Genomic DNA, 20,615 nt, shown 5'->3' with positions numbered 1-20,615 from the left:
CCATAGCACAGAGTGCTTCATGGGACTTAAGGCTTCTTAGAGATCATTACTTAACTGCTTAACCCGCACTGTTCCTGCTATTTCCGCGGAGGCAGCGGCCCCAGGTATTGATAGTATTGGCATTCGATCCGGCCGTTGTAGAGCTTGCGGCGCTTGTCCGCCTTGCGTCCGTAGTATTGCTCGAACTCCTTGTACGGGCTGATGGCGAAGAACGACCAGGTCGGCAGGTAGAGCATCATCTCGCCGAACTGGCGGGTCAGCTTCTCCACTTCCTTGTCATTGCTGATCCGCTCGCCGTAAGGCGGGTTGGTGATGATGCAGCCGTATTCGCCTTCCGGCCGGGCCTTCGCAGCGGCCATATGCTTAAACGTAATCTCACCGGAGAGTCCGGCGCTCTTCGCCGCCGCCTCGGCGATCTCAATTGCTGCCGGATCGATATCCGTTCCGGTCAGCTGCAGCGGGTAATCGTCACGCACCGCATCGAAGGCTTCTTCGCGGGCTTCCTCCCACAGGCGCTGCGGAATCTCCGGCCAGTGCTCGGATGGGAAGGAGCGGCGCAGGCCTGGCGCGATATTCCAGGCGATCATCGCAGCCTCGATCAGAATCGTGCCTGATCCGCAGCAAGGATCATAGAGCGGACGATGGCCGTTCCAGCGGCTGAGCTGGATCAGAGCCGCAGCCATCGTCTCCTTCAGCGGCGCTTCCGTAGCCTGGCGGCGGTAGCCGCGCTTGTGCAGGGCCGGGCCGGTGGTATCCAGGGTGATCAGCGCGATATCATTCAGCAGAATCACTTCTACCACATACCGTGGGCCGTTCTCGGGGAACCATTCAGTGCGGTACGACAGCTTCAGCTTCTCGACAATGGCCTTCTTAACGATCCCTTGGCAGGCAGGTACGCTGGTCAGCTGAGATTTATGCGAACGGCCCTCTACCGGGAATTCGCCGTTCTCGGGAATCCAGTCCTCCCAATTTATCGCCTTCACTCCTTCGAACAGCTCATCGAAGGTCCGGGCCGGGAACTGGCCCATCTTAACCAGTACACGGTCCGAGGTACGCAGCCACAGATTACAGCGGCAGATGTCGATGTAATCCCCGCTGAACAGGACCCGTCCGTTCTCGACCGTGGTCTCATAACCCAGCTCGTTTAATTCGCGTGCTACTACAGCCTCCAGCCCCATGGGGGCGGTGGCGATCAATTGTAATTTGCCCAAGTGCGCTCAACTCCGTTTAACTTGTGGATAAATACGTATAGCCAGTACAATAAGAGTAACTGGTTTATCATCTGAACCTGTAGAACGTTCAGCTTACAGTATAGGGTAAGGAAGAGTTCTGCACAATGCCTGTCCGCAGGCACACACACCCATTCAAGAGGAGAATACATATGCAGAATCAGGAAGAGTACAGCGAACAGCTATATACAGAAGATGAATTATTGCTCCAAGTCAAAGCAGCCATCGCGGCCAAAGGCATGCCGGAGGTGTCCATTGCCCCGGGCTACGGCAGACTGCTGACGATGCTTGTGACCCTCTCCCGCTCAGCAAACCTGCTGGAGATCGGGGCGCTTGGCGGCTACAGCGGAATCTGTCTGTGCCGGGGACTCACGCAGGAAGGCCGTCTCACCTCTTTGGAGCTTAAGGCTGAATATGCAGAGCTGGCACAGAGCCATCTGCAGCAGGCGGGCTTCGGCGACCGGGTGGAATACCGGACCGGCCCTGCACTGGACAGCCTGAAGCTGCTCGAAGCACAGGGGAACAGGTATGATTTCTTCTTCATCGATGCCGATAAGGAGAACTATCCGAATTATCTGGAATATGCGATCCGGCTTGCTTCGCCGGGGGCGATTATTGCCGGGGATAATATTTTTCTGCGCGGCCGCACGCTTAATACGGAGAAGAACGGACCGGCCGTCCAGGCTATGCGCCGCTTCAATGAGATGATAGCGGGCGATCCCCGCCTGACCAGCACACTGCTGCCTGCCTATGACGGCCTGGCGCTGGCGATGGTGAAATAACTTGTGCTACACCAGCCATACCAGTTATACCGCCCATAAGAGAAGCAGCCTGTTAACGGAATAGCCGGGGTTCAGTCTTCTTGTAAAGCTTGATCCGCACCCAGACCGTATTGATCAGCAGGAATGCACCGGAGACAATGAACAGGCCTTCAATCCCGATATAACCGGACAGGAATCCGCCGATTACCGCACCGAGCATATTGCCGAGCGCGAGCGTACTGCTGTTGAAGCCAAACGCCCGGCTCTCCTTGCCGTCAGGCGTATAGGAGCGGATCAGGGCGTTGACGCTAGGCAGCAGGCCGCCCATGAAGACGCCCATCAGGAAGCGGACGAGAATCAGCTGCCAGACACTGGTCACGAACGCCTGCGGGATCAGGAACAGAGCGGCGCCGATCAGCGCAAAGGTCAGTATCCGGTGCGCCCCTACCTTGTCGCTGAGCTTGCCGAGCAGCGGCGAAGCGAGCATATTCGAGATACCGGTCACTGCACTGACCATACCTGCCCAGAAGGCAAGGTCCACGGTGGTGCCGTGCAGCTTCTCAACATAGAGCGGCAGCAGCGACATGGGACTGACCATGGCGAACTGCAACAGGAAGGTCACGCCGAACAAGGCGGGAAGCTGCGGTACCTTCGCCAGTTCCTTTAAGCCTTCCAGCACGGATACCTGAGGCACCTGTGCTGCTTCTGCCCGGTCGAATTTCTCTTTGACCAGGAATAACGCCAGCAATGAAGCAACGAACAGTAGCGCGCCGACCACATAGAAAATCGGTCGGAACCCGATCCAGTCCGCCAGTAAGCCCCCCATTAGCGGCCCCAGAATCGTTCCGGCTACCGCGCCGGACTGCATCAGGCCCATCGCGAAGCCCATCTTCGGTTTCGGTGTGGTGCCTGAGACCAGCGCGACAGAGGCGGGGTTGAAGCCGGAGATGGTTCCGTTCAGCAGCCGGAGCAGCAGCAGCTGCATCGGGGACTGGGCGAAGCCCATCAGCACAATAACAATCGCCATGCCGAAGCTGGAGCGCAGGAGCATAATTTTGCGTCCGTATTTGTCGGCAAGCTTGCCCCAGAGCGGCTGGAAGATGAACGAGGTCAAGAAGTTGGCGGCAAAAATAAGCCCGGCCCACATCCCGATTGCGCGGTCGCCGGTCACCCCCAGATCTTTGGCGAGATAAAGCGACAGAAACGGGGTAATCATAGTCATGCCTGCATTCACCAGAAACTGGCCGAACCAAAGCACCATGAGGTTGACTTTCCAGGTCTCCCAATTCTTCAAAGTGCTTTCACTTCCTTTCAGGGGATTCATTGATACAGAGTTCACGAAAAATTGACATTATATCAGTATATCATAGATTTTCAGCCGGACAATGCAACACATGTCATAGTAATGTCATGGGATTGTCATTCCCTTTCGGTTGAGGCGGTTGTTAGCCGCTTACAAAAGGGGCATAATAATGATATGTGTTTTTTCACAGTATTCTATCAAATCTAATGGAGATCTTATCATGACCTACAACGACACTTTTATCCGTGCCTGCAGACAGCAGAACACGGAGTACACCCCCGTATGGTACATGCGGCAGGCTGGCCGGTATGATCCCGACTACCGTACGATCAAGGAGAAATATTCGCTGCTTGAGATCTGCAGGCAGCCTGAGCTTGCGGCTGAGGTGACACTGATGCCTGTGCGCAAGCTGGGCGTGGACGCGGCGATTCTGTATTCTGACATCATGAATCCGGTGGCCTCCCTCGGTGTGGATTTTGACATTGTGAAGAACATCGGACCGGTTATCGAGAATCCGATCCGCTCCGCAAGTGATGTGGACCGGCTGAAGCCGATTGATGTGGAAGGCGACCTGGCCCATATACTGGAGACCATCGCCATACTGGACAAGGAGCTGGACGTTCCGCTGATCACCTTCGCCGGGGCTCCGTTCACCATCGCCAGTTATCTGATCGAAGGCAGACCGTCCAAGACCTATCACCGCACCAAGGAGCTGATGTTCAGCCAGCCTCAGGTGTGGGAGAAGCTGATGGAGAAGCTGGGCGATATGGTTATCACCTATCTGCGCGCCCATGTCGCCAGCGGCGGGAAGGCGTTCCAGCTGTTCGACAGCTGGGTCGGGGCGCTCGCTCCACGTGATTTCGGGCAGTATGTGCTGCCGACGATCACCCGGATTTTTGCCGAGTTGTCTGATCTGGAGGTTCCGAAGATCTACTTCCCGGGTGTCAGCTCAGGGGAGCTGCTCCCCAGCCTGACCAAGCTGCAGGCCGATGTGATCGGGCTGGACTGGCGGGTAAGCATCACCGAAGGACGGCGGAGATTGGGCGGGGGCTATGCGGTTCAAGGCAATCTGGATCCATATCTGCTGACCGCGCCGATGGATATGCTCAAAGCCCGGGCCAAGGAACTGATCGATGAAGGCATCACGCAGCCGGGGTATATTTTCAACCTGGGACATGGATTATTCCCTGAAGCCTCACTCGATACGCTCAAGGAACTAACGGATTATGTGCATGAGTATTCGGCAGCAGCAATGAAACAGGCGGCACCGCCGCTGGCCTAGTTGAAGAAATAGCATCAAGATGGCAGCAGCCTTTGCTGCTCTCTTTGCTGTATAGGACGTTAATTAATTCATAAAGGGGATGGAAACCGTGGCCAACAAAATTGGAGTACTCGTGATGTCGTACGGCACGCCTGAGAGTCTTGAGGATGTAGAGGCTTATTATACGCATATCCGCCGGGGGAACGCTCCCTCTGCTGAGCAGCTTAAAGAGCTGACTGACCGCTACAAGGCGATTGTCGGCGGGGTTTTTCCGCTTAGAGAAAATACCGACCGTCAGGTGGAAGCCTTGCAGGCCAAGCTGAACAGCGGGCAGATCCAGTATGTTTGCTACCAGGGTCTCAAGCATGCCAGACCGTTCATCGAGGATGGTGTCGAGGCTATGGTCCGGGACGGAATCAAGCAGGCGATAGGCATCGTGCTGGCTCCGCATTACTCCGTGATGAGTGTAGGAACCTATATCAAGCGCGCCAAGGAAAAAGCCGAAGCCTGCGGTATTCATATGGAGTTCGTTGAGAGCTACCACATGCACCCCGAACTGATCGATGTGCTCAGCCGGAGAGTGACTGCCAAGCTGGACGAGTTCGAAGAAACGGGCGCTTCGCGCGAGGAAGTGCGCGTGTTGTTCAGTGCACACAGTCTTCCTGAACGCATTTTGGCGATGGGCGATCCGTACCGTGACCAGCTGCTGGAGACCTCTCAGGCCATTGCCGCTCAGGCGGGGGTGGAATCCTGGCAGTTCACTTGGCAGAGTGCGGGCCGGACAGCGGAGCCTTGGCTGGGCCCGGATATTCTCGATACGCTGCGTGAGCTGGCCGAGAGCCAGGTGAAATACGTGCTGTCAGCCCCGATCGGCTTCGTCTCCGACCATTTGGAGGTGCTGTACGATCTGGATATTGAAGCGCAGCAGCTTGCCTCCGAGCTGGATATGCGTCTTCTGCGGATTGACTCGCTGAACAGTGATCCGGCCTATATGTCGGTGCTCAGCGATGTGGTGCGTACGAAGGCGAACCAGTTGAAGGTGAATCTGCCATGACGGCATCACCCCGCAAGGTAGTTATTATCGGCGGAGGCCTTAGCGGGCTCAGCGCCGCGTTCTATATCCGCAAGTTCTACCGTGAGGCGGCAGTACAGCCGGAGATTACCTTAATCGAGAAGGACAAGGTCCTTGGCGGCAAAATCGAGACAATGCACCGTGACGGCTTCGTGATTGAGAAGGGCCCGGATTCCTTCCTGGCCCGTAAGACGGCGATGGTCGATCTGGCCAGGGAGCTGGAGCTGGACCACGAGCTGGTAAGCACGAATCCTAATGCCAAGAAGACCTACATTCTGCAGCGGGGCAAGCTTCATCCGATGCCTGCCGGTCTTGTGCTGGGCATTCCGACAGAGCTGAAGCCCTTCCTGAAGAGCGGTCTTGTCTCCTTCGGCGGCAAAATGCGGGCGATGATGGATTTCGTCCTCCCGCCCCGCCGCAGTGCGGAGGATGAGTCGCTAGGCGATCTGATTGAGCGCCGTCTTGGTACAGAGGTGCTGGAGAATATGACGGAGCCGCTGCTGGCAGGGATCTATGCAGGGGATATGCGCAAGATCAGTCTTCAGGCGACCTTTCCGCAGTTCGGTGAGGTCGAGCGCCAGTACGGCAGCCTGATCCGTGGAATGACGACCGGCAGGAAGCCGGTGGAGACCCATACGGGAACGAAGAAAAGCGCCTTCCTCACCTTCCGGCAAGGGCTGCAAAGTCTCGTGCATGCGCTCATCCATGAGCTGCAGGATGTCCGGCAGATCACGGGGACAGGAGCGAAATCCATCCGTGTTCTGGGAGGTGCCGGTTCTTCCGGCGCTGCCCGTTATGAGGTGGAGCTTGAGGGCGGTGAGTTGCTGGAAGCAGACGACATCTATATTACGGTGCAGAACTTTGCAGCCGCAGAGCTGCTGCGTCCCCATGTGGATGTATCGGCGCTGGATGCAGTGAACTATGTATCAGTAGCTAATGTGGTTCTGGCGTTCACCCGGCAAGATATCGTTACCGAATACGACGGATCAGGCTTCCTTGTTCCGCGTAAGGAAGGGCGGAACATCACAGCCTGCACCTGGACCTCTACCAAATGGCTGCATACCAGCCCTGACGATAAGGTGCTGCTGCGCTGCTACGTGGGACGGTCGGGGGATGAACAGAATGTGGAGCTTCCCGATGACGCGCTGGCAGAGCTGGTCCGCAAGGACCTGAAGGAGATCATGGGGATCACCGCAGCGCCGCTGTTCACAGAGATTACCCGGCTGAGGTCATCCATGCCGCAGTATCCGGTCGGCCATCCCGGCCGGATTGCCGGCCTGCGCAGCGAGCTGGCGCAGAAGCTGCCCGGCGTCTATGCTTTTGGCGCAGGCTATGACGGCATCGGGATGCCGGACTGCATCAAGCAGGCGAAGCTTACGGCTGAGACTGCCGCAGCCAGCCTCACGAAGCTGCCGGAGCCGGCGGGAGCTACAATCTAAAAGCAACGGTGGAGCGGAGCAGTGGCGCTCCACCTTTTTTTATGAGAGGCTCCGTTCACGGCTTGGAGCGGCAGCTGATAGATATGCTATAATAGAAACACTTTAAGGGTAAAGGAGATTACTTGGACTCATGTATCCGCCGAGATCAGGCAATAGACAAGGCAAGAGACAACATAGCAGGCGACGGCGCAGAAGGGTCTGGGCGTGGGTCAATGTGGCGCTGCTGCTGATGATTACCGCAGCGCTCGCTTATTCATTCATGGATGACAAGGACCCGCAGGGCTCTGCTGCTCCGCCAGCGGCGCTTGTCACCTCCCCTTCACCAGAAGCTGATGCAACGGCGGCCGTCCCTACAGAAGCCGTACCTACAGCGGCAGAGACTGGGACGGAGGCTACAGCCACTGCTGAGCCTGCTCCGGAGGAGACACCGGAGGCTTCTCCAGTGCCTGCGGCGACCACGGAAGCTTCGGCTACGCCTGCACCGTCACCAACGGATCAGGCAACCCCTACGGATGCACCGCGGGCCACAACGGGAAGCAGCAGCGGGCTGGTCGCAGGCTTGCCGGAGAATACCTCCGGCGGGACGGTGAAGCTGAGCTTTGCCGGAGATATCATCTTCAGCGGAAAAGCAGGCGCACTGCTGGAGCAGAAGGGCTACGATTATTCCTACAGCGCGCTGGATGGAATGTTCAAGAAGGATGACCTCACGGTAGTCAATTTGGAAACGCCGATTACTACACGCGGGGTTGGGGCCAAGAACAAGCAGTTTGTGTTCAAGGGCCCGCCGAAAGCACTGGACGCGCTCAAAGCCGCCGGTGTGGATGCCGTCAATCTGGCTAACAACCACACGCTGGATCAGGGGGAGGAAGGTCTGCTGGACACCCTGAAGCATTTGGGCGAACGCGGAATCCCTCATGTGGGGGCAGGGCGGAATAGCCAGGAGGCCTATTCGGCGCAGTATTTTGAACGTAATGGAATTAAGATTGCCCTGCTGGGCTTCACCCGGGTGATGCCGGTGATTGAATGGAAGGCGGAAGCGGGCAAGCCTGGCCTTGCCTCGGTGTATGACAGTGCGGAAGCGCTCAAGGCGATTGCCGCAGCCAAGCAAAAGGCCGATGTTGTCGTTGTCGTCGTCCATTGGGGACGGGAGCGGATGGAGCAGTATGACAAGACCCAACAGGCGCTTGGGCATAGCTTCATTGATGCCGGAGCCGATCTCGTGATGGGCGGCCATCCGCATGTGCTGCAGGGAATTGAGCCGTACAAAGGCAAATGGATTGCCTACAGCACAGGCAACTTTATTTTCACACGCGGCTCTATTCCGGCGACTTGGGAGACGGCGGTATTCCAGGCGGAATGCAGCAAGCAGGGGCAATGCGCTCTTAAGCTGAAGCCGATGGATGCCGAGCTGGCGCAGCCGGTGCCGATGAATGAAGCCGACGGGCAGCTGCTGCTGCACAGAATACAATCTATTTCTTCCGGCCTGATCAAGGTCCGCAATGACGGTACCGTAACCCAAGCGGTGAAATAGCCGGAGGTGCGTATCAATGATGAACAATATGTGTGTAGCCCACCGTGGTTTTTCCGGTAAAGCTCCTGAGAACACATTGGCTGCCGTGCGGATGGCGATTGCGCTGCCTTTTGTACGCTGGATGGAGATTGATGTGCAGCTGACGAAGGACGGGGTGCCTGTGGTCATCCATGATTATTCCCTGGACCGCACGACTAATGGACACGGCAAGGTGAAAAATATGGATTATGAACACATGCGGCGGCTGGATGCCGGTAGCTGGAAAGGGCGTGCTTTTCGCGGAGAGCGGGTGCCTTCCCTGGAGGAGGTGCTCGCTCTGGCGTCAGGCCGGCTGCGGCTGAATATTGAACTGAAGACGGTGGGGGACATGTATCCCGGTCTTGCGCAGGCGGTCATTGATCTGGTGAATGCCAGGGGAATGCGTGAGGAAGTGGTGCTGACCTCGTTCGATGCCGGCGTGTTACGGCGGATCAAGGAACTGGACGCGCGGTTCCATACAGGGCTGATCTATGACTCCAGATCCGGTAATCCTGCGGGTAAGCTTGATGAGCTGGGCTGCTCCTTCTTATCCATCAGCTATGACCGGCTTAGCCCGGTTCTGGCCAGATCCCTGATTGGACGCGGGGTGCAGGTGATGGCCTGGACCTTGAACAAGGGCAAGGAAATGCGCCGCCTGTCGGAGATTCATTCCGATATTATGATCTGTACGAACCGTCCGGATATTTGGGGCGAACTCTTTTTGAAGGCCTAATAAGGATTGCAGCATTGCAGTATGAATTCCAATTCATAGAGGAAGAGAGCTGACGGAACAATGAGCAGTGCGATCAATAATGTATACTGTGTAGGACGCAACTATCAATTACATGCGGAGGAGCTGGGCAACAAGGTGCCTGCCGAGCCGCTGATCTTCCTGAAGCCGTCTCATGCTGTCGTGGCCCTGGATAAAGCGATCATCCATCTGCCTAAGGACGCCGGACTGATTCATTACGAGGGGGAGCTGGTGCTGCGCATTGCACGTGATTACGTGCCGGGGATGAGTGTGCAGGAGCTGGTGGATGTGATGGCGCTGGGCCTCGACTTCACGCTCCGTGATGTGCATAATGATCTGCAGCGCAAGGGGCTGCCGTGGACGGCTGCCAAGGGCTTCAAGAACGCAGCTCCGCTGACCCCGTACATGGCATTGCCTGAGGAAGAGGAACTGGAGGCCACCGACTTTACCGTCCGCAAGAACGGGATTGAGGTTCAGCGCGGGAACGTGAAGAACATGATTTTCTCCCTGCAAAAAATCGTTGAATTCATTGCCGCCCGCTACGGGCTGGGCAAAGACGATATTATCTTCACCGGAACTCCCGCCGGGGTAGGTCCTGTAGTGGCGGGCGATTCGTTCGAGCTGTTCTGGGGCGATACCCTCATGGGCACCTGCCTGATCGGTTAAGGCGATGCTCTCAGGACTTGAAGTGCTGCAATGGCTGATCGGGGCCTGCGGTGCGCTGCTGGTTGCCGGGGCCGCTTACTGGAAGCAGTCGCTTAGCTTCTCAGGAATGGTGGCGGCAGTGGTTATGGGGACGATCTATTTCGGCGCGGGGAATCTGTTCTGGTTCGGTATCCTGCTCGTGTTCTTCATCTCTTCAACCCTGCTGTCGAAGCTGCATCATGAGAATAAGGCAGAGCTGGAGGCCACGTATGACAAAACCGGACGCCGCGACGCGGGCCAGGTCTTCGCCAACGGCGGACTCGGGATGCTGGCCGTTCTGCTGAACGCGGTCTATCCGCTGGAGCTTTGGGGCTTCCTGTTCATCGGGGTGATGGCTACCGTGACCTCGGATACATGGGCGACAGAGATCGGCACGCTGGCCCGGAAGCCTCCCCGGTCGGTGCTGACCGGGAAGGTGCTCCAGGCAGGCACCTCCGGCGGCGTATCCCTGCCCGGGACGCTGGCTGCTGCGGCGGGAGGAGCGCTCATCGGCGCGGCCTCCTGGCTGCTGCGGGCGGCCTCCGGCATGACGCCCCATGCCTTCTGGCTGCTGGTGCTGGCCGGACTGCTGGGCGGGCTTGCGGGAGCTTTTGCCGACTCGGTTCTGGGTGCTACCGTGCAACGGATGAACCGCTGCACGGTCTGCGGCCGCGAGGTCGAGGCCTCCAAGCACTGCGGGAAGCCTACGGTATACGCCAGGGGCTGGCGCTGGATGGACAATGATACTGTAAATGCTGTAAGTTCTATAATAGGCGGTGCTGTAGCGCTGCTGGTCAGTTATATCAGTTACATAGGATAAGGACGGACCTGAGGATTAAGCCGGCCGTTGCGTTATCCGGTAACATACAGGATTCTATGGGTTGGGAGGTGAACCGTTGAGCAGTGCATCCGTAGACAAACATGCAGCTATTCTGGATGCCGCTTATGAGCTTTTCGGTTCAGGCGGCTTTTATGAGACCAAGATGTCGGAAGTGGCCGAACGTGCAGGCATTGCCAAGGGTACGGTCTATTTATATTTTAAAAGCAAAGAGGAGCTCTTCATGGCGGTTACCCGCCGCGATTGTGAAGGCTTCCTTGAGCAGCTTGAGGGTAAGCTGAGGGCCTGCTCCGCAATGACAGACAAGCTCTCCGTGATTGCAGAGCATCATCTGTTCTATTACTATGAGCGCAAGCAGCATACGAAGCTGTTCTTCCGTGCGCCTAACAATAACCCTGAGCTGGTGGCGTATATGGCACAGTTCATGGAAGCCTATATGCAGGCTGTGGTGAAGGTGCTGCTGGAAGGCGGGGCTACCGAGCCGGAGCTGATGGCACAGTCGTACATCGGGATTCTGGACCGTCTGAAGATGGATATCCTGTTCGACCCTGAGTTTGCCGAGGCAGATGCGGATAAGAGGGCGAAGTTTGCGGCCAGGCTCTTTATCAATGGGGCACTGGGCAGCCTGGATTCGGCGCTGGGCGACTTCCCTGCTGAAGCTGAATCTTAAGAGAGTACAGCTAAGTTCCGGTTTCAAAATATAAGGCAAGCGAGGACAACTGATGAATATTATGACGGTGGAACACCTCTCCAAGAGCTACGGGGAGAAAACCTTGTTCCGTGATGCCTCCTTTGGCATGGACGACAGGGATAAGATAGGCGTAATTGGCGTCAACGGCACGGGAAAATCAACCTTTCTGAAGATTATCGCCGGGCTCGATACAGCAGATGAAGGGCAGATTAGCATCGGCAATGATGTGCGGGTGCAGTTTCTGGCCCAGAATCCGCCTTATGAGCCTGGAAATACGGTCCTGCAGCAGGTATTTGCCGGAGAGGACCCGGAGCTTGCGACGATGCGGGAATACATGGAGGTGATGTCTCTTCTGGAGCAGAATCCGGGAGACTCAGGGCTGGAGAGCAGGCTTGTCCGGATTGGTCAGGCCATCGACGCCGCCGGCACCTGGCAGCTGGAGAGTGAGGCCAAGACGGTTCTCACGAAGCTGGGGATTACCCGGTTCGATGCCCGGATGGAGAGCCTGTCGGGCGGACAGCGCAAGCGCGTAGCGCTGGCGGCGGCACTGATTACACCGTCGGAGCTGTTGATTCTGGATGAGCCTACCAACCATATTGATACGGATTCCGTAGCCTGGCTGGAGCAGTATCTGCAGAAGCGGCGCGGGGCGCTACTGATGGTCACGCATGACCGTTATTTCCTGGAACGGGTAGCCAGTGTAATGCTTGAGCTGGACGGCGGGAATCTGTACCGGTATGAAGCGAACTATTCACGGTTCCTGGAGCTGAAGGCAGACCGTGAAGAACGGGAGGCTTCGGCCGAGCAGAAGCGCAAGAATCTGCTGCGCACCGAGCTGGCCTGGATTCGCCGCGGGGCTAAGGCACGCTCCACAAAGCAGAAGGCGCGGATCGACCGCTTCGAGAAGCTCAAGGAGAGCACGGGAGGCGCATCGGCATCATCTATGGATATCTCTGTAGCGTCCACCAGACTGGGCCGCAAAATCATTGAGATTCAGGATCTCACCAAATCGCTGGATGGCCGGACCTTAATCAAGGATCTGAATTATATTGCTGTGCCGCAGGACCGCGTGGGGATTGTCGGCAAGAACGGCAGCGGCAAGTCCACGCTGCTTAACCTGATTGCCGGTAAGCTTACCCCGGACAGCGGTGAGGTGCAGCTCGGAACAACCGTGAAGCTGGGCTATTTCACCCAGGAGCATCAGGACATGGATCTCAGCCTGCGGGCGATCGAGTATGTGAAGGAAGAAGCCGAGATCATCAAGACCGCAGACGGCAGTGTCATCACCGCCGGGCAAATGCTGGAGCGCTTCCTGTTCCCTCCCGCGATGCAGTGGACGCCAATCTCCAAGCTGTCCGGCGGCGAGAAAAGACGTCTCTACCTGCTGCGCGTCCTCATGGGAGCCCCGAACGTGCTGCTGCTCGATGAGCCGACGAATGATCTGGACATCGGCACACTCGCTGTACTGGAGGATTACCTCGATGAATTCCCCGGCGTAGTCTTCACCGTATCGCATGACCGCTACTTCCTGGACCGTACCGTGGATAAGCTGATTGCCTTCGAGGATGGGGGCATCCGCCTGCATGTCGGCGACTATAGCGAATATGAAGAGTGGCTGGCGAAGAACGTCCCATCCGGCAGCGGGAACGCCGGCAAGGCAGACGGCGGCTCCGGCCGCAGTGCCAGCGGGGCTGGTGCCGCTGCTGAGCAGGGCGGGAATGCTCAGGCCGGGTCAGCGCCGCGCGAGAAGCTGAAATTCACCTTCAAGGAGCAGCGCGAGTATGAGGGGATCGACGAGGCCATTGAACAGGCAGAACAGCATCTGACAGACATCTCGGCCCAGATGGAAGCGGCCTTCGCCGACTCCGGCAGGCTGCAGGAGCTGGTGGAGAAGCAGCGGCAGGCCGAGGCAGAGTTGGAGCGTCTGATGGAACGCTGGACGTATCTGAATGAATTGGCGGAGAAGATCGCGGGTAAATAACACCGCGGTGCAGAAGGAGGGAACAGTGGCTGTGACTCATACGATAGAAGCTGCTGTGCAGCTCCGGTCCTCTGGCCGGGCAGAAGAAGCAAGGACCATGCTGCTAGAGCTACTGTCAGCAGACGGGAGCAATGCCGAGCTGCATTATCAGCTGGCATGGACGCATGATGTGCTGGGCTTGGAGCGTGAGGCGGTGTCCTATTACGAGCAGAGTCTTGCCCTGGGGCTTCCAGATGCGGAGCAGAAGGCAGGCGCGATGCTGGGCCTGGGCAGTACCTACCGGACGCTCGGGCAGTATGCGGAGTCCCGTGTGGTGCTGGAGCAGGGAGCGCTTGAATTCCCGCAGCGTGCGGAATTTAAGGCTTTTCTGGCCATGACGCTGCATAATCTCGGTGCTCACACCGAGGCCATGGAACTGCTGCTTACCTTGCTTGCGGATACATCCGCCGATCCTGGTATCCAGGATTACCGCAAGGCCATTAAGTACTATGCGGACAAGCTGGAGCAGGTATGGCCTTAACCGGGGGATGCAACATCTCACGCGTGAACACAGCCCTAATCCTCAAAGTCAGAGGGTATGCGGAAATCCTGCCCAAAATGCAACATCTCTCTCGTTATCTCAGCTCTAATCCGCAAATGTTGCCCAAAATGCAGGATTATTCCTCACCGGAGCCGGTGGGCAGGGGAATTGTTGCAATTTGTGCAGGAATCCCTGCAAATATTCAATTATGGGCGGGCCAGGTTGCAATAGTTGCAACATTTCGGCCGTGTAAAGTAATATTTGTCTAATTACTATATCAACAAGGTTAACTAAAAAGGCAGCACCAGCTATTGAAGTGAGCTGGTGCTGCCTTTTGTACTTTTTTACTAATATCCAGGTCGTGTTGCTATAGAAAGTGACCCGCCGTGGCGAGCAGCCCGATCAGTTCGCCCCAACATAAGCCGCCAGCAGCTTAGCCGTATTAAGCACAGCCTGCTTGTGGGTACGCTCCATGGAGTGCGAGGCGTGTACGCCCGGTCCGATCAGTGCGGCCCGGATGTTATTTCCGCCGCGCAGTGCAGCAGAAGCGTCGGAGCCGTATTGCGGATAGATATCCACCGCGAATGGAATAGCCAGACCGTTCGCCAGCTCGATCATGCGGCTGGTCATGGCATAGTCATACGGGCCGGAGGAGTCCTTGGCACAGATGGAGACATCCGTCTCTTTGCAGCTGAGGTCATCGCCCATCGCGCCCATGTCCACAGCGATCATCTCATTGATCTCCCCTGGAATCCAGGCAGCGCCGTGACCTACCTCTTCATAGTTGGAGATGAGCAGGGACAGGTTATGCAGCGGCTTCCAGCCTTCGCGCCGGATGCTCTCCAGCAGCCCGAATAAGGCGGCTACACTGGCTTTGTCGTCCAGATGGCGGGATTTGATATATCCGCTGGGGGTAAGCACCGCCCTTGCATCGAACGAAATGAAGTCACCTACCGAAATCCCCAGCTTCAGCACATCATCCTTGGTGGAGACCAGCTCATCAATCCGGATTTCCATGTTCTCTTCCGCGCGCTTGAAATCACGGGCATCGGCATACACATGCACAGAAGGATGACTGGTCAGGATCGTACCGGTATAAGTTAAGCCGCTGCGGGTATGGATGATGCAATATTCATTCTCAATGCTGTTCATGCTGAATCCGCCTACAGAGGTTAAACGGAGGGTACCGTTAGACTTAATAGAGCGGACCATGGCACCGAGCGTATCCACATGGGCGCTGATGCCGATCGTGCGCGAAGGATCAAGTCCGGGTACGGTGAGCATCGCGCCGCCTTTTTCATTCCAGGTGAGCGGAATATTGAGCGCCGCCGCTTCTTCAGCCACGAGTGCCATCACCTGGGCGGTGAAGCCGCTGGGGCTTGGGGTGTCGAGCAGTTTTTTGAGCAGATTCAGAATATATTCTTCATTGGGCTGGATGGTAAGCAAGGATAGTTCCTCCTATTCGTCTATGGGTTACAGCCGGGATGATCCTTCTGGCGTAAAGGGGTCACTCTCAGCAGGGATAGGTTCCATGTTGATACTATTAGCGTCACGCAGCTTGGCAAGCTCGGCATTCAGGCTCTTAATCTGCTTCTGCAGCTTATACTGGCGGAAAATTCCGTACGAACCGACCACAACACCGCCGATCAGCGCACAGCCAAGAATAACGAGGATAAGCGGAATGCTGACAAAGTCAAACCCGAAATTAACGGGCACCGTATCCACATTCATTACTGCGAAAACTGCAGTCAGCAGAGCGAAAAATAAACCTAATATAAGTGACCATTGAAATTTCATATAGCTTCCTCCTCAGGATGATCTGACAATACAAATCCCCTGCCATCAAAGGGCAAGGGATTACTGTAATACTAAGCCTTCTGTCTTACTTGGTCAACTGCTCCATCTGTTCGATCACGCTCTCGAATACGCTCATGGCTTCGCGGATCGGTTCAGGAGACGACATATCAACCCCGGCTTTGCTCAGGATGTTAATGGAATAATCGCTGCCGCCGCTCTTCAGGAAGCCGAGGTAACGGTCAACCGCCGGTTTGCCTTCCTCCAGAATCTGTTTGGCGAAGCTCGTCGCCGCCGAGAAGCCGGTAGCATATTTATAGACGTAGAAGCTGTTATAGAAATGCGGAATCCGTGCCCATTCCATCTCAATATCCTGATCAATCACCATATCCTTGCCGTAATACTTGACATTCAGGTCATAGTAGATAGCCGAGAGATCCTGCGGTGTGAGCGACTCGCCTTCTTCAGCACGCTGGTGAATGATTTTTTCGAATTCAGCGAACATCGTCTGCCGGAATACCGTCGTGCGGAACTGGTCGGCATAATAGGTGAGCAGGTACATTTTTTCCTTCGGATCTGTGGATTTGTTCAGCAGGTAATCCATCAGCAGCGCCTCATTGGTAGTAGAAGCAACCTCCGCCAGGAAAATAGTGTACTGCGCGTCCCGGTATTTCAGCGCTGTGTCCGAATAGTAGGAGTGCAGGGCGTGACCCATCTCATGTGCCAGTGTGAACATGCTGTTCAGATTGTCATTATGGTTCAGCAGCACAAAAGGATGGGTGCCGTAAGCTCCCCAGCTGTATGCGCCGGAGCGTTTGTTCTCGTTCTCGTAGACATCGATCCAGCCTTTGTCATAGCCTTCCTGCAGAACACTCAGGTAGTCCTCGCCAAGCGGCTTCAGGCCTTCCTTGGTAATCTTCTTGGCCTCGTCAAACGTAATATCCAGCTTATATTCGTCCACCAGCGGAGCGAACAAGTCATACATATGTAGCTCATCTACCCCAAGCAGCTTTTGGCGCAGCTTCATATAACGGTGCATCAGCGGCAGACTCTCGTGAATCGTATCGATCAGATTCGTGTAGACTTCCTTCGGAATATTGTCGCCGTACAAGGACATTTCCAGTACGGAAGGATATTTGCGCACACGGGAGTAGAAGACATTCTTATTCACATTCGCGCTCAGCGTGGCAGCAATCGTGTTCTTTTGCTTGCCGTAAGTTTCATAGACCGCTTTGAAGGCGTTCTTGCGTACCTCACGGTCCGGGCTTTCGAGGAATTGAATATAGCTTCCGTGGGTCAGCTCAACTTCCTTGCCTTCTTCGTTCTTAATCTTAGGGAACTTCAGATCCGCATTATTCAGCATGCTGAATACAGTTTGCGGGGCCTGGGCGATCGTGCTGACCTGAGCCAGCAGCGCTTCTTCCGCCTTGGACAGGACATGGGCCTTCTCACGCTTCATTTCAGTCAAGGTGAAGGTGTAGTCGGAGAGCGAAGGGTCAGCGATGAACTGGTCCAGTGTCGCGTCAGGCAGGGCCAGAATCTCAGGTGTGACAAAAGAAAGAGCTTCACCCGCTTCAACGCCAAGCTTCTTGGCCTTGGAGGAGAGAGCCTGGTACTTCGGAGCCGCTGTATCCTCGTCCTGGCGCATATGCGCATAGACATAGAGGCGTTCAGTCAGCAGGGACAGCTTATCGTCCAGCTCGAAGCACTTCTTCAGGGCATCCGGAGAATCCAGCTTCCCCTGGAAGGAGGCAGCGCTTGTAATCAGCGCCTTCACTTCCTTATATTCGGCATCCCATTGCTCCTCTGAAGCAAACATATCTTCAAGCTTCCAGCGGTTCTCGGCGGGCACTTCACTTCTCTTAGGTAATTGTTCCATAGAAATCCTCCTCGGTAGATGGGATGCGGCTGGGCTGCTCTCCGCCTGCGGGAGCGCTGAGGACAGATTTCCCTGCAGCAGGCTGAGCGCAAGCAGGAGCGGGAGTGATTTGGCGGTAACGGACATGACGGCAGCCTCCTGATTCTCAAAGTCTGCTTAGTATGCCCTGCCAATTCATGTTTATTAAATCTTGCTTACAGATGAAGTTATGTGAGCAGGCTATAAATAATGAAGACAAAAGCCAGCGCAATCATAATGACTGCGGTCAATGCCATCCCGCGCTTCAAGCGCGAGGGCATTTTGTCCTTGCTCATAATCAGTACGGCACCCAGGCACAGGACGACAATGACATAAATGACAAGACTCTCATTATCCATGCCGGACTATACCTGTTTGAAGGCTGCGATGATATTCTTGTACTCTTCTTCATTATCCTTGTAGGATTCTTTATTGAAGCGGTTGTTCACCCACTGCATCATAGCCGGACGGCTCATGAAGGTATGCGTTTCTTCTCCCCATTGGTCGGAGATTTCACGAAGGATAATATAACGTCCCTGAACCTCCACCGTCATCATGTTCCACTTGTCTGTTTTGTATATTTCATGTTTTTTGATCATTATCATTACCACCCTGGCGATTTTTGGCTTTTGGGTCAATGATAACGCACCGGAGAAGGGAAAAGCAAATTAAATCATGAAATCAGGGAAAAGATGGATTGCTTTACAAGTATAGAAAGAGTATAATGTAAGCATACGCCATATATGGCGGTATTTTTAGGAGGTTGTTCATTTGAAAGGTACAGTAAAATGGTTTAACGCAGAAAAAGGTTATGGTTTCCTTCAAGTTGAAGGCGGCGAAGATGTATTCGTTCACTTCTCAGCGATTCAAGGCGACGGATTCAAGACTTTGGACGAAGGCCAAGCGGTAGAATTCGATGTTACTGACGGTAACCGTGGTCCACAGGCAGCGAACGTAGTTAAATTATAAAATACGGCCAAGGCAGAGCTTCTGTCAGCCGCAATATATATATTTGATCTAGCACGCACTGGCATAAGTAGCATCAGGCAGCTTGAGCAGCACAGTTCCTTCGGGGGCTGTGTTTTTTTATTGGTTAGGAAATTATGATTTACGTCCGATGTGGATAAGTTACGCATCAAGTTAATAGGAATGACTTCGCTGATTTCAGCGAACAGCAGGATATGGTCGAAAAACCGACTACATCCGGTACGGAAGGGGCGAGTGGGCGGGATGTGGTCGAAAAACCGACCACATTCGGTGCGGCAGAGGGGCAAGGGCCGGATATGGTCGAAAAACCGACCATATTCGGTGCGGAAGAGGCGAGTGGGCGGGATATGGTCGGAAAACCGACCACAATGGGGATGCCGGAGCATTTTGTTATGCTGCGGCGTGCCTGGTGGTGCTATATCCTTCCCCGCCCATAATCAGTCAGAGCGGGGTCTTGTTCCTTAGCGGGCGGTCCGTGCCGCCCCCGAGGTCCATCAGATGCTTGGACAGGAAGCCGATGAAGGCCAGAACCGAGAAGCCGGTAGCAACCAGATAGAATACAATCCGGCCGGCATCCTGGTAGATCAGTCCGCCGAAGGTGCCGCTGAGCAGACCTGCGCCGCTGGACCATACGACGGTGAAGAGTGCCATTCCGGTTGCCCGCAGGTGATCAGGGATGATCCGTGTGATGTAGCGGACCGCAGTTACATAATAAATGCCGAACGAAATGCTATGCATGGCCTGAATGGCAACCACGGTACCCGGCTCCCGGGCCAGCGACATGAACAGAAAGCGCAGCGTGAACATCAGGCTGGCAAAAGCAAGCAGCGGCAGCTCCTTGAACTTGTCGCCATATCTGCTGAGCAGGAAGAAGATGGGGATCTCACTGAGCGCTGAAGCCAGCAGCGCCCAGCCGACAACTTCATCTCCTGCATTCATGCCCTTGAGGCTGATCGTCAGGAAGGCCTCGTTCATCCGGTAGCCGATGGCGAGCAGGAATACAGAACCGAAGAACCACAGCACTTCCTTTTGCAGGAGAATCTCGCGGAGTCCGGCGCCCTTCAGCGGTCTGTCCGTAGACTCCTTGTCTACAGAGAGCGGAGCCGCCTCGGTTCGCTTCACATCCTTCAGCCCAATCGTAATCAGCAGCGCGGTTACGACAATCACAATACAAATCGCTACGCTGTACTGAGGTCCCAGCGTTCTGAGTACATAGCCGATTGTAAGGGCGAAGAAGGAGTATCCGAGCGAGCCGAATACACGGATGGCAATGAAATTCCGCCCGTGACGCTGGGCAATTTTAATTGCCATCGTATCTGCCAGTGGAAAGACAGGGTAATAGAAGAAATAGAAAAAGGATAAAATAAGCATGACACTCGAGAAATCGGTGGCTCTGGCCAGAATAATGGCGGTGATCAGCTGACCTCCAAGCAGGAGAGCCATAATCTTACGGACGGTACCCAGCCGGTCGCTCATCATACTCCAGAACAGATTAGAGAGAATCGAGATCAACGGGCCTACCGAGTAGAGCAGACCCATTTGCGGACTGCTGAAGCCTAAGTGGGCATAAAATAACGGGAAATAAGAAACAACCAGCACACTGGTGCCGTACAGCGTAAACATAAAGGATCGCAGCCAGTTTTGATCACTGTATTGGCCGCCGCTCCGCCTCGCATTCATGATTGTGCACTCCTTCGGGATATAGAAAAGTATAGTATAGCATAAAGCGGAGAGGCCGGGGGATTCGTATAATATCGATTTTCTGAATCTTTCAAGAGTTTGCGAAAGTGATTTTGTTGTTTGTACAAATCCGCTCTGCATATTATAATAATCATGATTTGGATAAGGAGACAACAAT

The 20,615-nt window shown here is 55.3% G+C and carries 21 protein-coding genes; 13 read left to right on the top strand and 8 right to left on the bottom strand.

Going from position 1 to position 20,615, the window contains the following annotated elements; all coding sequences use genetic code 11:
- Positions 1 to 77: 77 nt before the first annotated feature.
- Entirely contained in the window at positions 78 to 1,211 is a 1,134-nt protein-coding gene (locus C173_RS12520) for a THUMP domain-containing class I SAM-dependent RNA methyltransferase (RefSeq protein ID WP_036725255.1), read from the bottom strand.
- 170 nt (positions 1,212 to 1,381) lie between these two features.
- Here C173_RS12520 and C173_RS12515 point away from each other — a divergent pair, with 170 nt between their 5' ends.
- Positions 1,382 to 2,011, top strand: coding sequence for an O-methyltransferase (locus C173_RS12515; RefSeq protein ID WP_036725254.1), 630 nt, complete (start codon positions 1,382 to 1,384; stop codon positions 2,009 to 2,011).
- Between the two features lie 52 nt (positions 2,012 to 2,063).
- On the opposite strand, the gene C173_RS12510 is transcribed toward C173_RS12515, so the two are convergent.
- Positions 2,064 to 3,284, bottom strand: coding sequence for an MFS transporter (locus C173_RS12510; RefSeq protein ID WP_036725253.1), 1,221 nt, complete (start codon positions 3,282 to 3,284; stop codon positions 2,064 to 2,066).
- 229 nt (positions 3,285 to 3,513) lie between these two features.
- Between C173_RS12510 and hemE the strand changes: the two genes are divergently transcribed.
- From hemE to C173_RS12460, 10 genes are all read left to right on the top strand, one after another.
- Positions 3,514 to 4,575 (top strand): uroporphyrinogen decarboxylase, encoded by a 1,062-nt coding sequence (gene hemE, locus C173_RS12505; protein ID WP_036725252.1) that lies wholly within the window; start codon positions 3,514 to 3,516, stop codon positions 4,573 to 4,575.
- An 88-nt stretch (positions 4,576 to 4,663) separates the two neighbouring features.
- Positions 4,664 to 5,608, top strand: coding sequence for a ferrochelatase (gene hemH, locus C173_RS12500; RefSeq protein WP_036725250.1), 945 nt, complete (start codon positions 4,664 to 4,666; stop codon positions 5,606 to 5,608).
- Positions 5,605 to 7,065, top strand: coding sequence for a protoporphyrinogen oxidase (hemG, locus tag C173_RS12495; protein WP_036725247.1), 1,461 nt, complete (start codon positions 5,605 to 5,607; stop codon positions 7,063 to 7,065). The genes hemH and hemG overlap by 4 nt, the downstream gene beginning before the upstream one ends.
- Positions 7,066 to 7,195: 130 nt before the next feature.
- On the top strand, positions 7,196 to 8,596 hold the full coding sequence (locus C173_RS12490) for a CapA family protein (RefSeq protein ID WP_036725244.1): 1,401 nt from the start codon (positions 7,196 to 7,198) through the stop codon (positions 8,594 to 8,596).
- Between the two features lie 19 nt (positions 8,597 to 8,615).
- Positions 8,616 to 9,347 carry a glycerophosphodiester phosphodiesterase gene (locus C173_RS12485; RefSeq protein ID WP_036725489.1) on the top strand — a complete coding sequence of 244 codons (732 nt, stop codon included), beginning with the start codon at positions 8,616 to 8,618 and terminating at the stop codon, positions 9,345 to 9,347.
- Positions 9,348 to 9,407: 60 nt separating this feature from the next.
- Positions 9,408 to 10,031, top strand: a complete 624-nt coding sequence (locus C173_RS12480; protein ID WP_036725242.1) for a fumarylacetoacetate hydrolase family protein — start codon at positions 9,408 to 9,410, stop codon at positions 10,029 to 10,031.
- A 25-nt stretch (positions 10,032 to 10,056) separates the two neighbouring features.
- Entirely contained in the window at positions 10,057 to 10,869 is an 813-nt protein-coding gene (locus tag C173_RS12475) for a DUF92 domain-containing protein (RefSeq protein WP_036725488.1), read from the top strand.
- Positions 10,870 to 10,945: 76 nt separating this feature from the next.
- On the top strand, positions 10,946 to 11,557 hold the full coding sequence (locus tag C173_RS12470; RefSeq protein ID WP_036725240.1) for a TetR/AcrR family transcriptional regulator: 612 nt from the start codon (positions 10,946 to 10,948) through the stop codon (positions 11,555 to 11,557).
- A 52-nt stretch (positions 11,558 to 11,609) separates the two neighbouring features.
- Positions 11,610 to 13,559: an ABC-F family ATP-binding cassette domain-containing protein gene (locus C173_RS12465; RefSeq protein WP_036725238.1), complete on the top strand. Its 1,950-nt coding sequence runs from the start codon at positions 11,610 to 11,612 to the stop codon at positions 13,557 to 13,559.
- A gap of 31 nt (positions 13,560 to 13,590) precedes the next feature.
- Complete coding sequence (locus C173_RS12460; protein ID WP_036725487.1) at positions 13,591 to 14,079, top strand: tetratricopeptide repeat protein; 489 nt, start codon at positions 13,591 to 13,593, stop codon at positions 14,077 to 14,079.
- Between the two features lie 402 nt (positions 14,080 to 14,481).
- On the opposite strand, the gene C173_RS12455 is transcribed toward C173_RS12460, so the two are convergent.
- From C173_RS12455 to C173_RS12435, 5 genes are all read right to left on the bottom strand, one after another.
- Entirely contained in the window at positions 14,482 to 15,525 is a 1,044-nt protein-coding gene (locus C173_RS12455) for a M42 family metallopeptidase (protein ID WP_036725236.1), read from the bottom strand.
- A gap of 27 nt (positions 15,526 to 15,552) precedes the next feature.
- Positions 15,553 to 15,876, bottom strand: a complete 324-nt coding sequence (locus C173_RS12450; protein WP_036725233.1) for a LapA family protein — start codon at positions 15,874 to 15,876, stop codon at positions 15,553 to 15,555.
- An 85-nt stretch (positions 15,877 to 15,961) separates the two neighbouring features.
- On the bottom strand, positions 15,962 to 17,752 hold the full coding sequence (pepF, locus tag C173_RS12445; RefSeq protein WP_036725485.1) for an oligoendopeptidase F: 1,791 nt from the start codon (positions 17,750 to 17,752) through the stop codon (positions 15,962 to 15,964).
- Positions 17,753 to 17,958: 206 nt separating this feature from the next.
- Positions 17,959 to 18,129, bottom strand: coding sequence for a hypothetical protein (locus C173_RS34660; protein WP_036725231.1), 171 nt, complete (start codon positions 18,127 to 18,129; stop codon positions 17,959 to 17,961).
- Positions 18,130 to 18,135: 6 nt separating this feature from the next.
- On the bottom strand, positions 18,136 to 18,369 hold the full coding sequence (locus C173_RS12435; RefSeq protein ID WP_036702226.1) for a hypothetical protein: 234 nt from the start codon (positions 18,367 to 18,369) through the stop codon (positions 18,136 to 18,138).
- A 172-nt stretch (positions 18,370 to 18,541) separates the two neighbouring features.
- Here C173_RS12435 and C173_RS12430 point away from each other — a divergent pair, with 172 nt between their 5' ends.
- Positions 18,542 to 18,739 (top strand): cold shock domain-containing protein, encoded by a 198-nt coding sequence (locus C173_RS12430; protein ID WP_036725228.1) that lies wholly within the window; start codon positions 18,542 to 18,544, stop codon positions 18,737 to 18,739.
- A gap of 212 nt (positions 18,740 to 18,951) precedes the next feature.
- Complete coding sequence (locus tag C173_RS12425; RefSeq protein WP_036725226.1) at positions 18,952 to 19,194, top strand: hypothetical protein; 243 nt, start codon at positions 18,952 to 18,954, stop codon at positions 19,192 to 19,194.
- A 4-nt stretch (positions 19,195 to 19,198) separates the two neighbouring features.
- Here the strand turns inward: C173_RS12425 and C173_RS12420 are convergent, their stop codons facing one another.
- Positions 19,199 to 20,437 (bottom strand): MFS transporter, encoded by a 1,239-nt coding sequence (locus C173_RS12420; protein WP_051478005.1) that lies wholly within the window; start codon positions 20,435 to 20,437, stop codon positions 19,199 to 19,201.
- Between the last annotated feature and the right edge of the window lie 178 nt (positions 20,438 to 20,615).

The sequence above is a fragment of the Paenibacillus sp. FSL R7-277 genome (assembly GCF_000517965.1).
Classification (GTDB): Bacteria; Bacillota; Bacilli; order Paenibacillales; family Paenibacillaceae; genus Paenibacillus_AQ; species Paenibacillus_AQ silagei.
The sequence above is the reverse complement of the archived record's forward strand: the minus strand, read 5'-3'. Positions and strand labels throughout refer to the sequence as shown.

What these genes read in the sequence shown, in the direction of transcription:
- C173_RS12515 (WP_036725254.1), top strand. Translation starts at nt 1,382, where the DNA reads ATGCAGAATCAGGAAGAGTACAGCGAACAGCTATATACAGAAGATGAA.
- hemE (WP_036725252.1), top strand. Translation starts at nt 3,514, where the DNA reads ATGACCTACAACGACACTTTTATCCGTGCCTGCAGACAGCAGAACACG.
- hemG (WP_036725247.1), top strand. Translation starts at nt 5,605, where the DNA reads ATGACGGCATCACCCCGCAAGGTAGTTATTATCGGCGGAGGCCTTAGC.
- C173_RS12490 (WP_036725244.1), top strand. Translation starts at nt 7,196, where the DNA reads ATGTATCCGCCGAGATCAGGCAATAGACAAGGCAAGAGACAACATAGC.
- C173_RS12485 (WP_036725489.1), top strand. Translation starts at nt 8,616, where the DNA reads ATGAACAATATGTGTGTAGCCCACCGTGGTTTTTCCGGTAAAGCTCCT.
- C173_RS12480 (WP_036725242.1), top strand. Translation starts at nt 9,408, where the DNA reads ATGAGCAGTGCGATCAATAATGTATACTGTGTAGGACGCAACTATCAA.
- C173_RS12465 (WP_036725238.1), top strand. Translation starts at nt 11,610, where the DNA reads ATGAATATTATGACGGTGGAACACCTCTCCAAGAGCTACGGGGAGAAA.
- C173_RS12450 (WP_036725233.1), bottom strand. Translation starts at nt 15,876, where the DNA reads ATGAAATTTCAATGGTCACTTATATTAGGTTTATTTTTCGCTCTGCTG.
- pepF (WP_036725485.1), bottom strand. Translation starts at nt 17,752, where the DNA reads ATGGAACAATTACCTAAGAGAAGTGAAGTGCCCGCCGAGAACCGCTGG.
- C173_RS34660 (WP_036725231.1), bottom strand. Translation starts at nt 18,129, where the DNA reads ATGGATAATGAGAGTCTTGTCATTTATGTCATTGTCGTCCTGTGCCTG.
- C173_RS12435 (WP_036702226.1), bottom strand. Translation starts at nt 18,369, where the DNA reads ATGATCAAAAAACATGAAATATACAAAACAGACAAGTGGAACATGATG.
- C173_RS12425 (WP_036725226.1), top strand. Translation starts at nt 18,952, where the DNA reads ATGGTCGAAAAACCGACTACATCCGGTACGGAAGGGGCGAGTGGGCGG.
- C173_RS12420 (WP_051478005.1), bottom strand. Translation starts at nt 20,437, where the DNA reads ATGAATGCGAGGCGGAGCGGCGGCCAATACAGTGATCAAAACTGGCTG.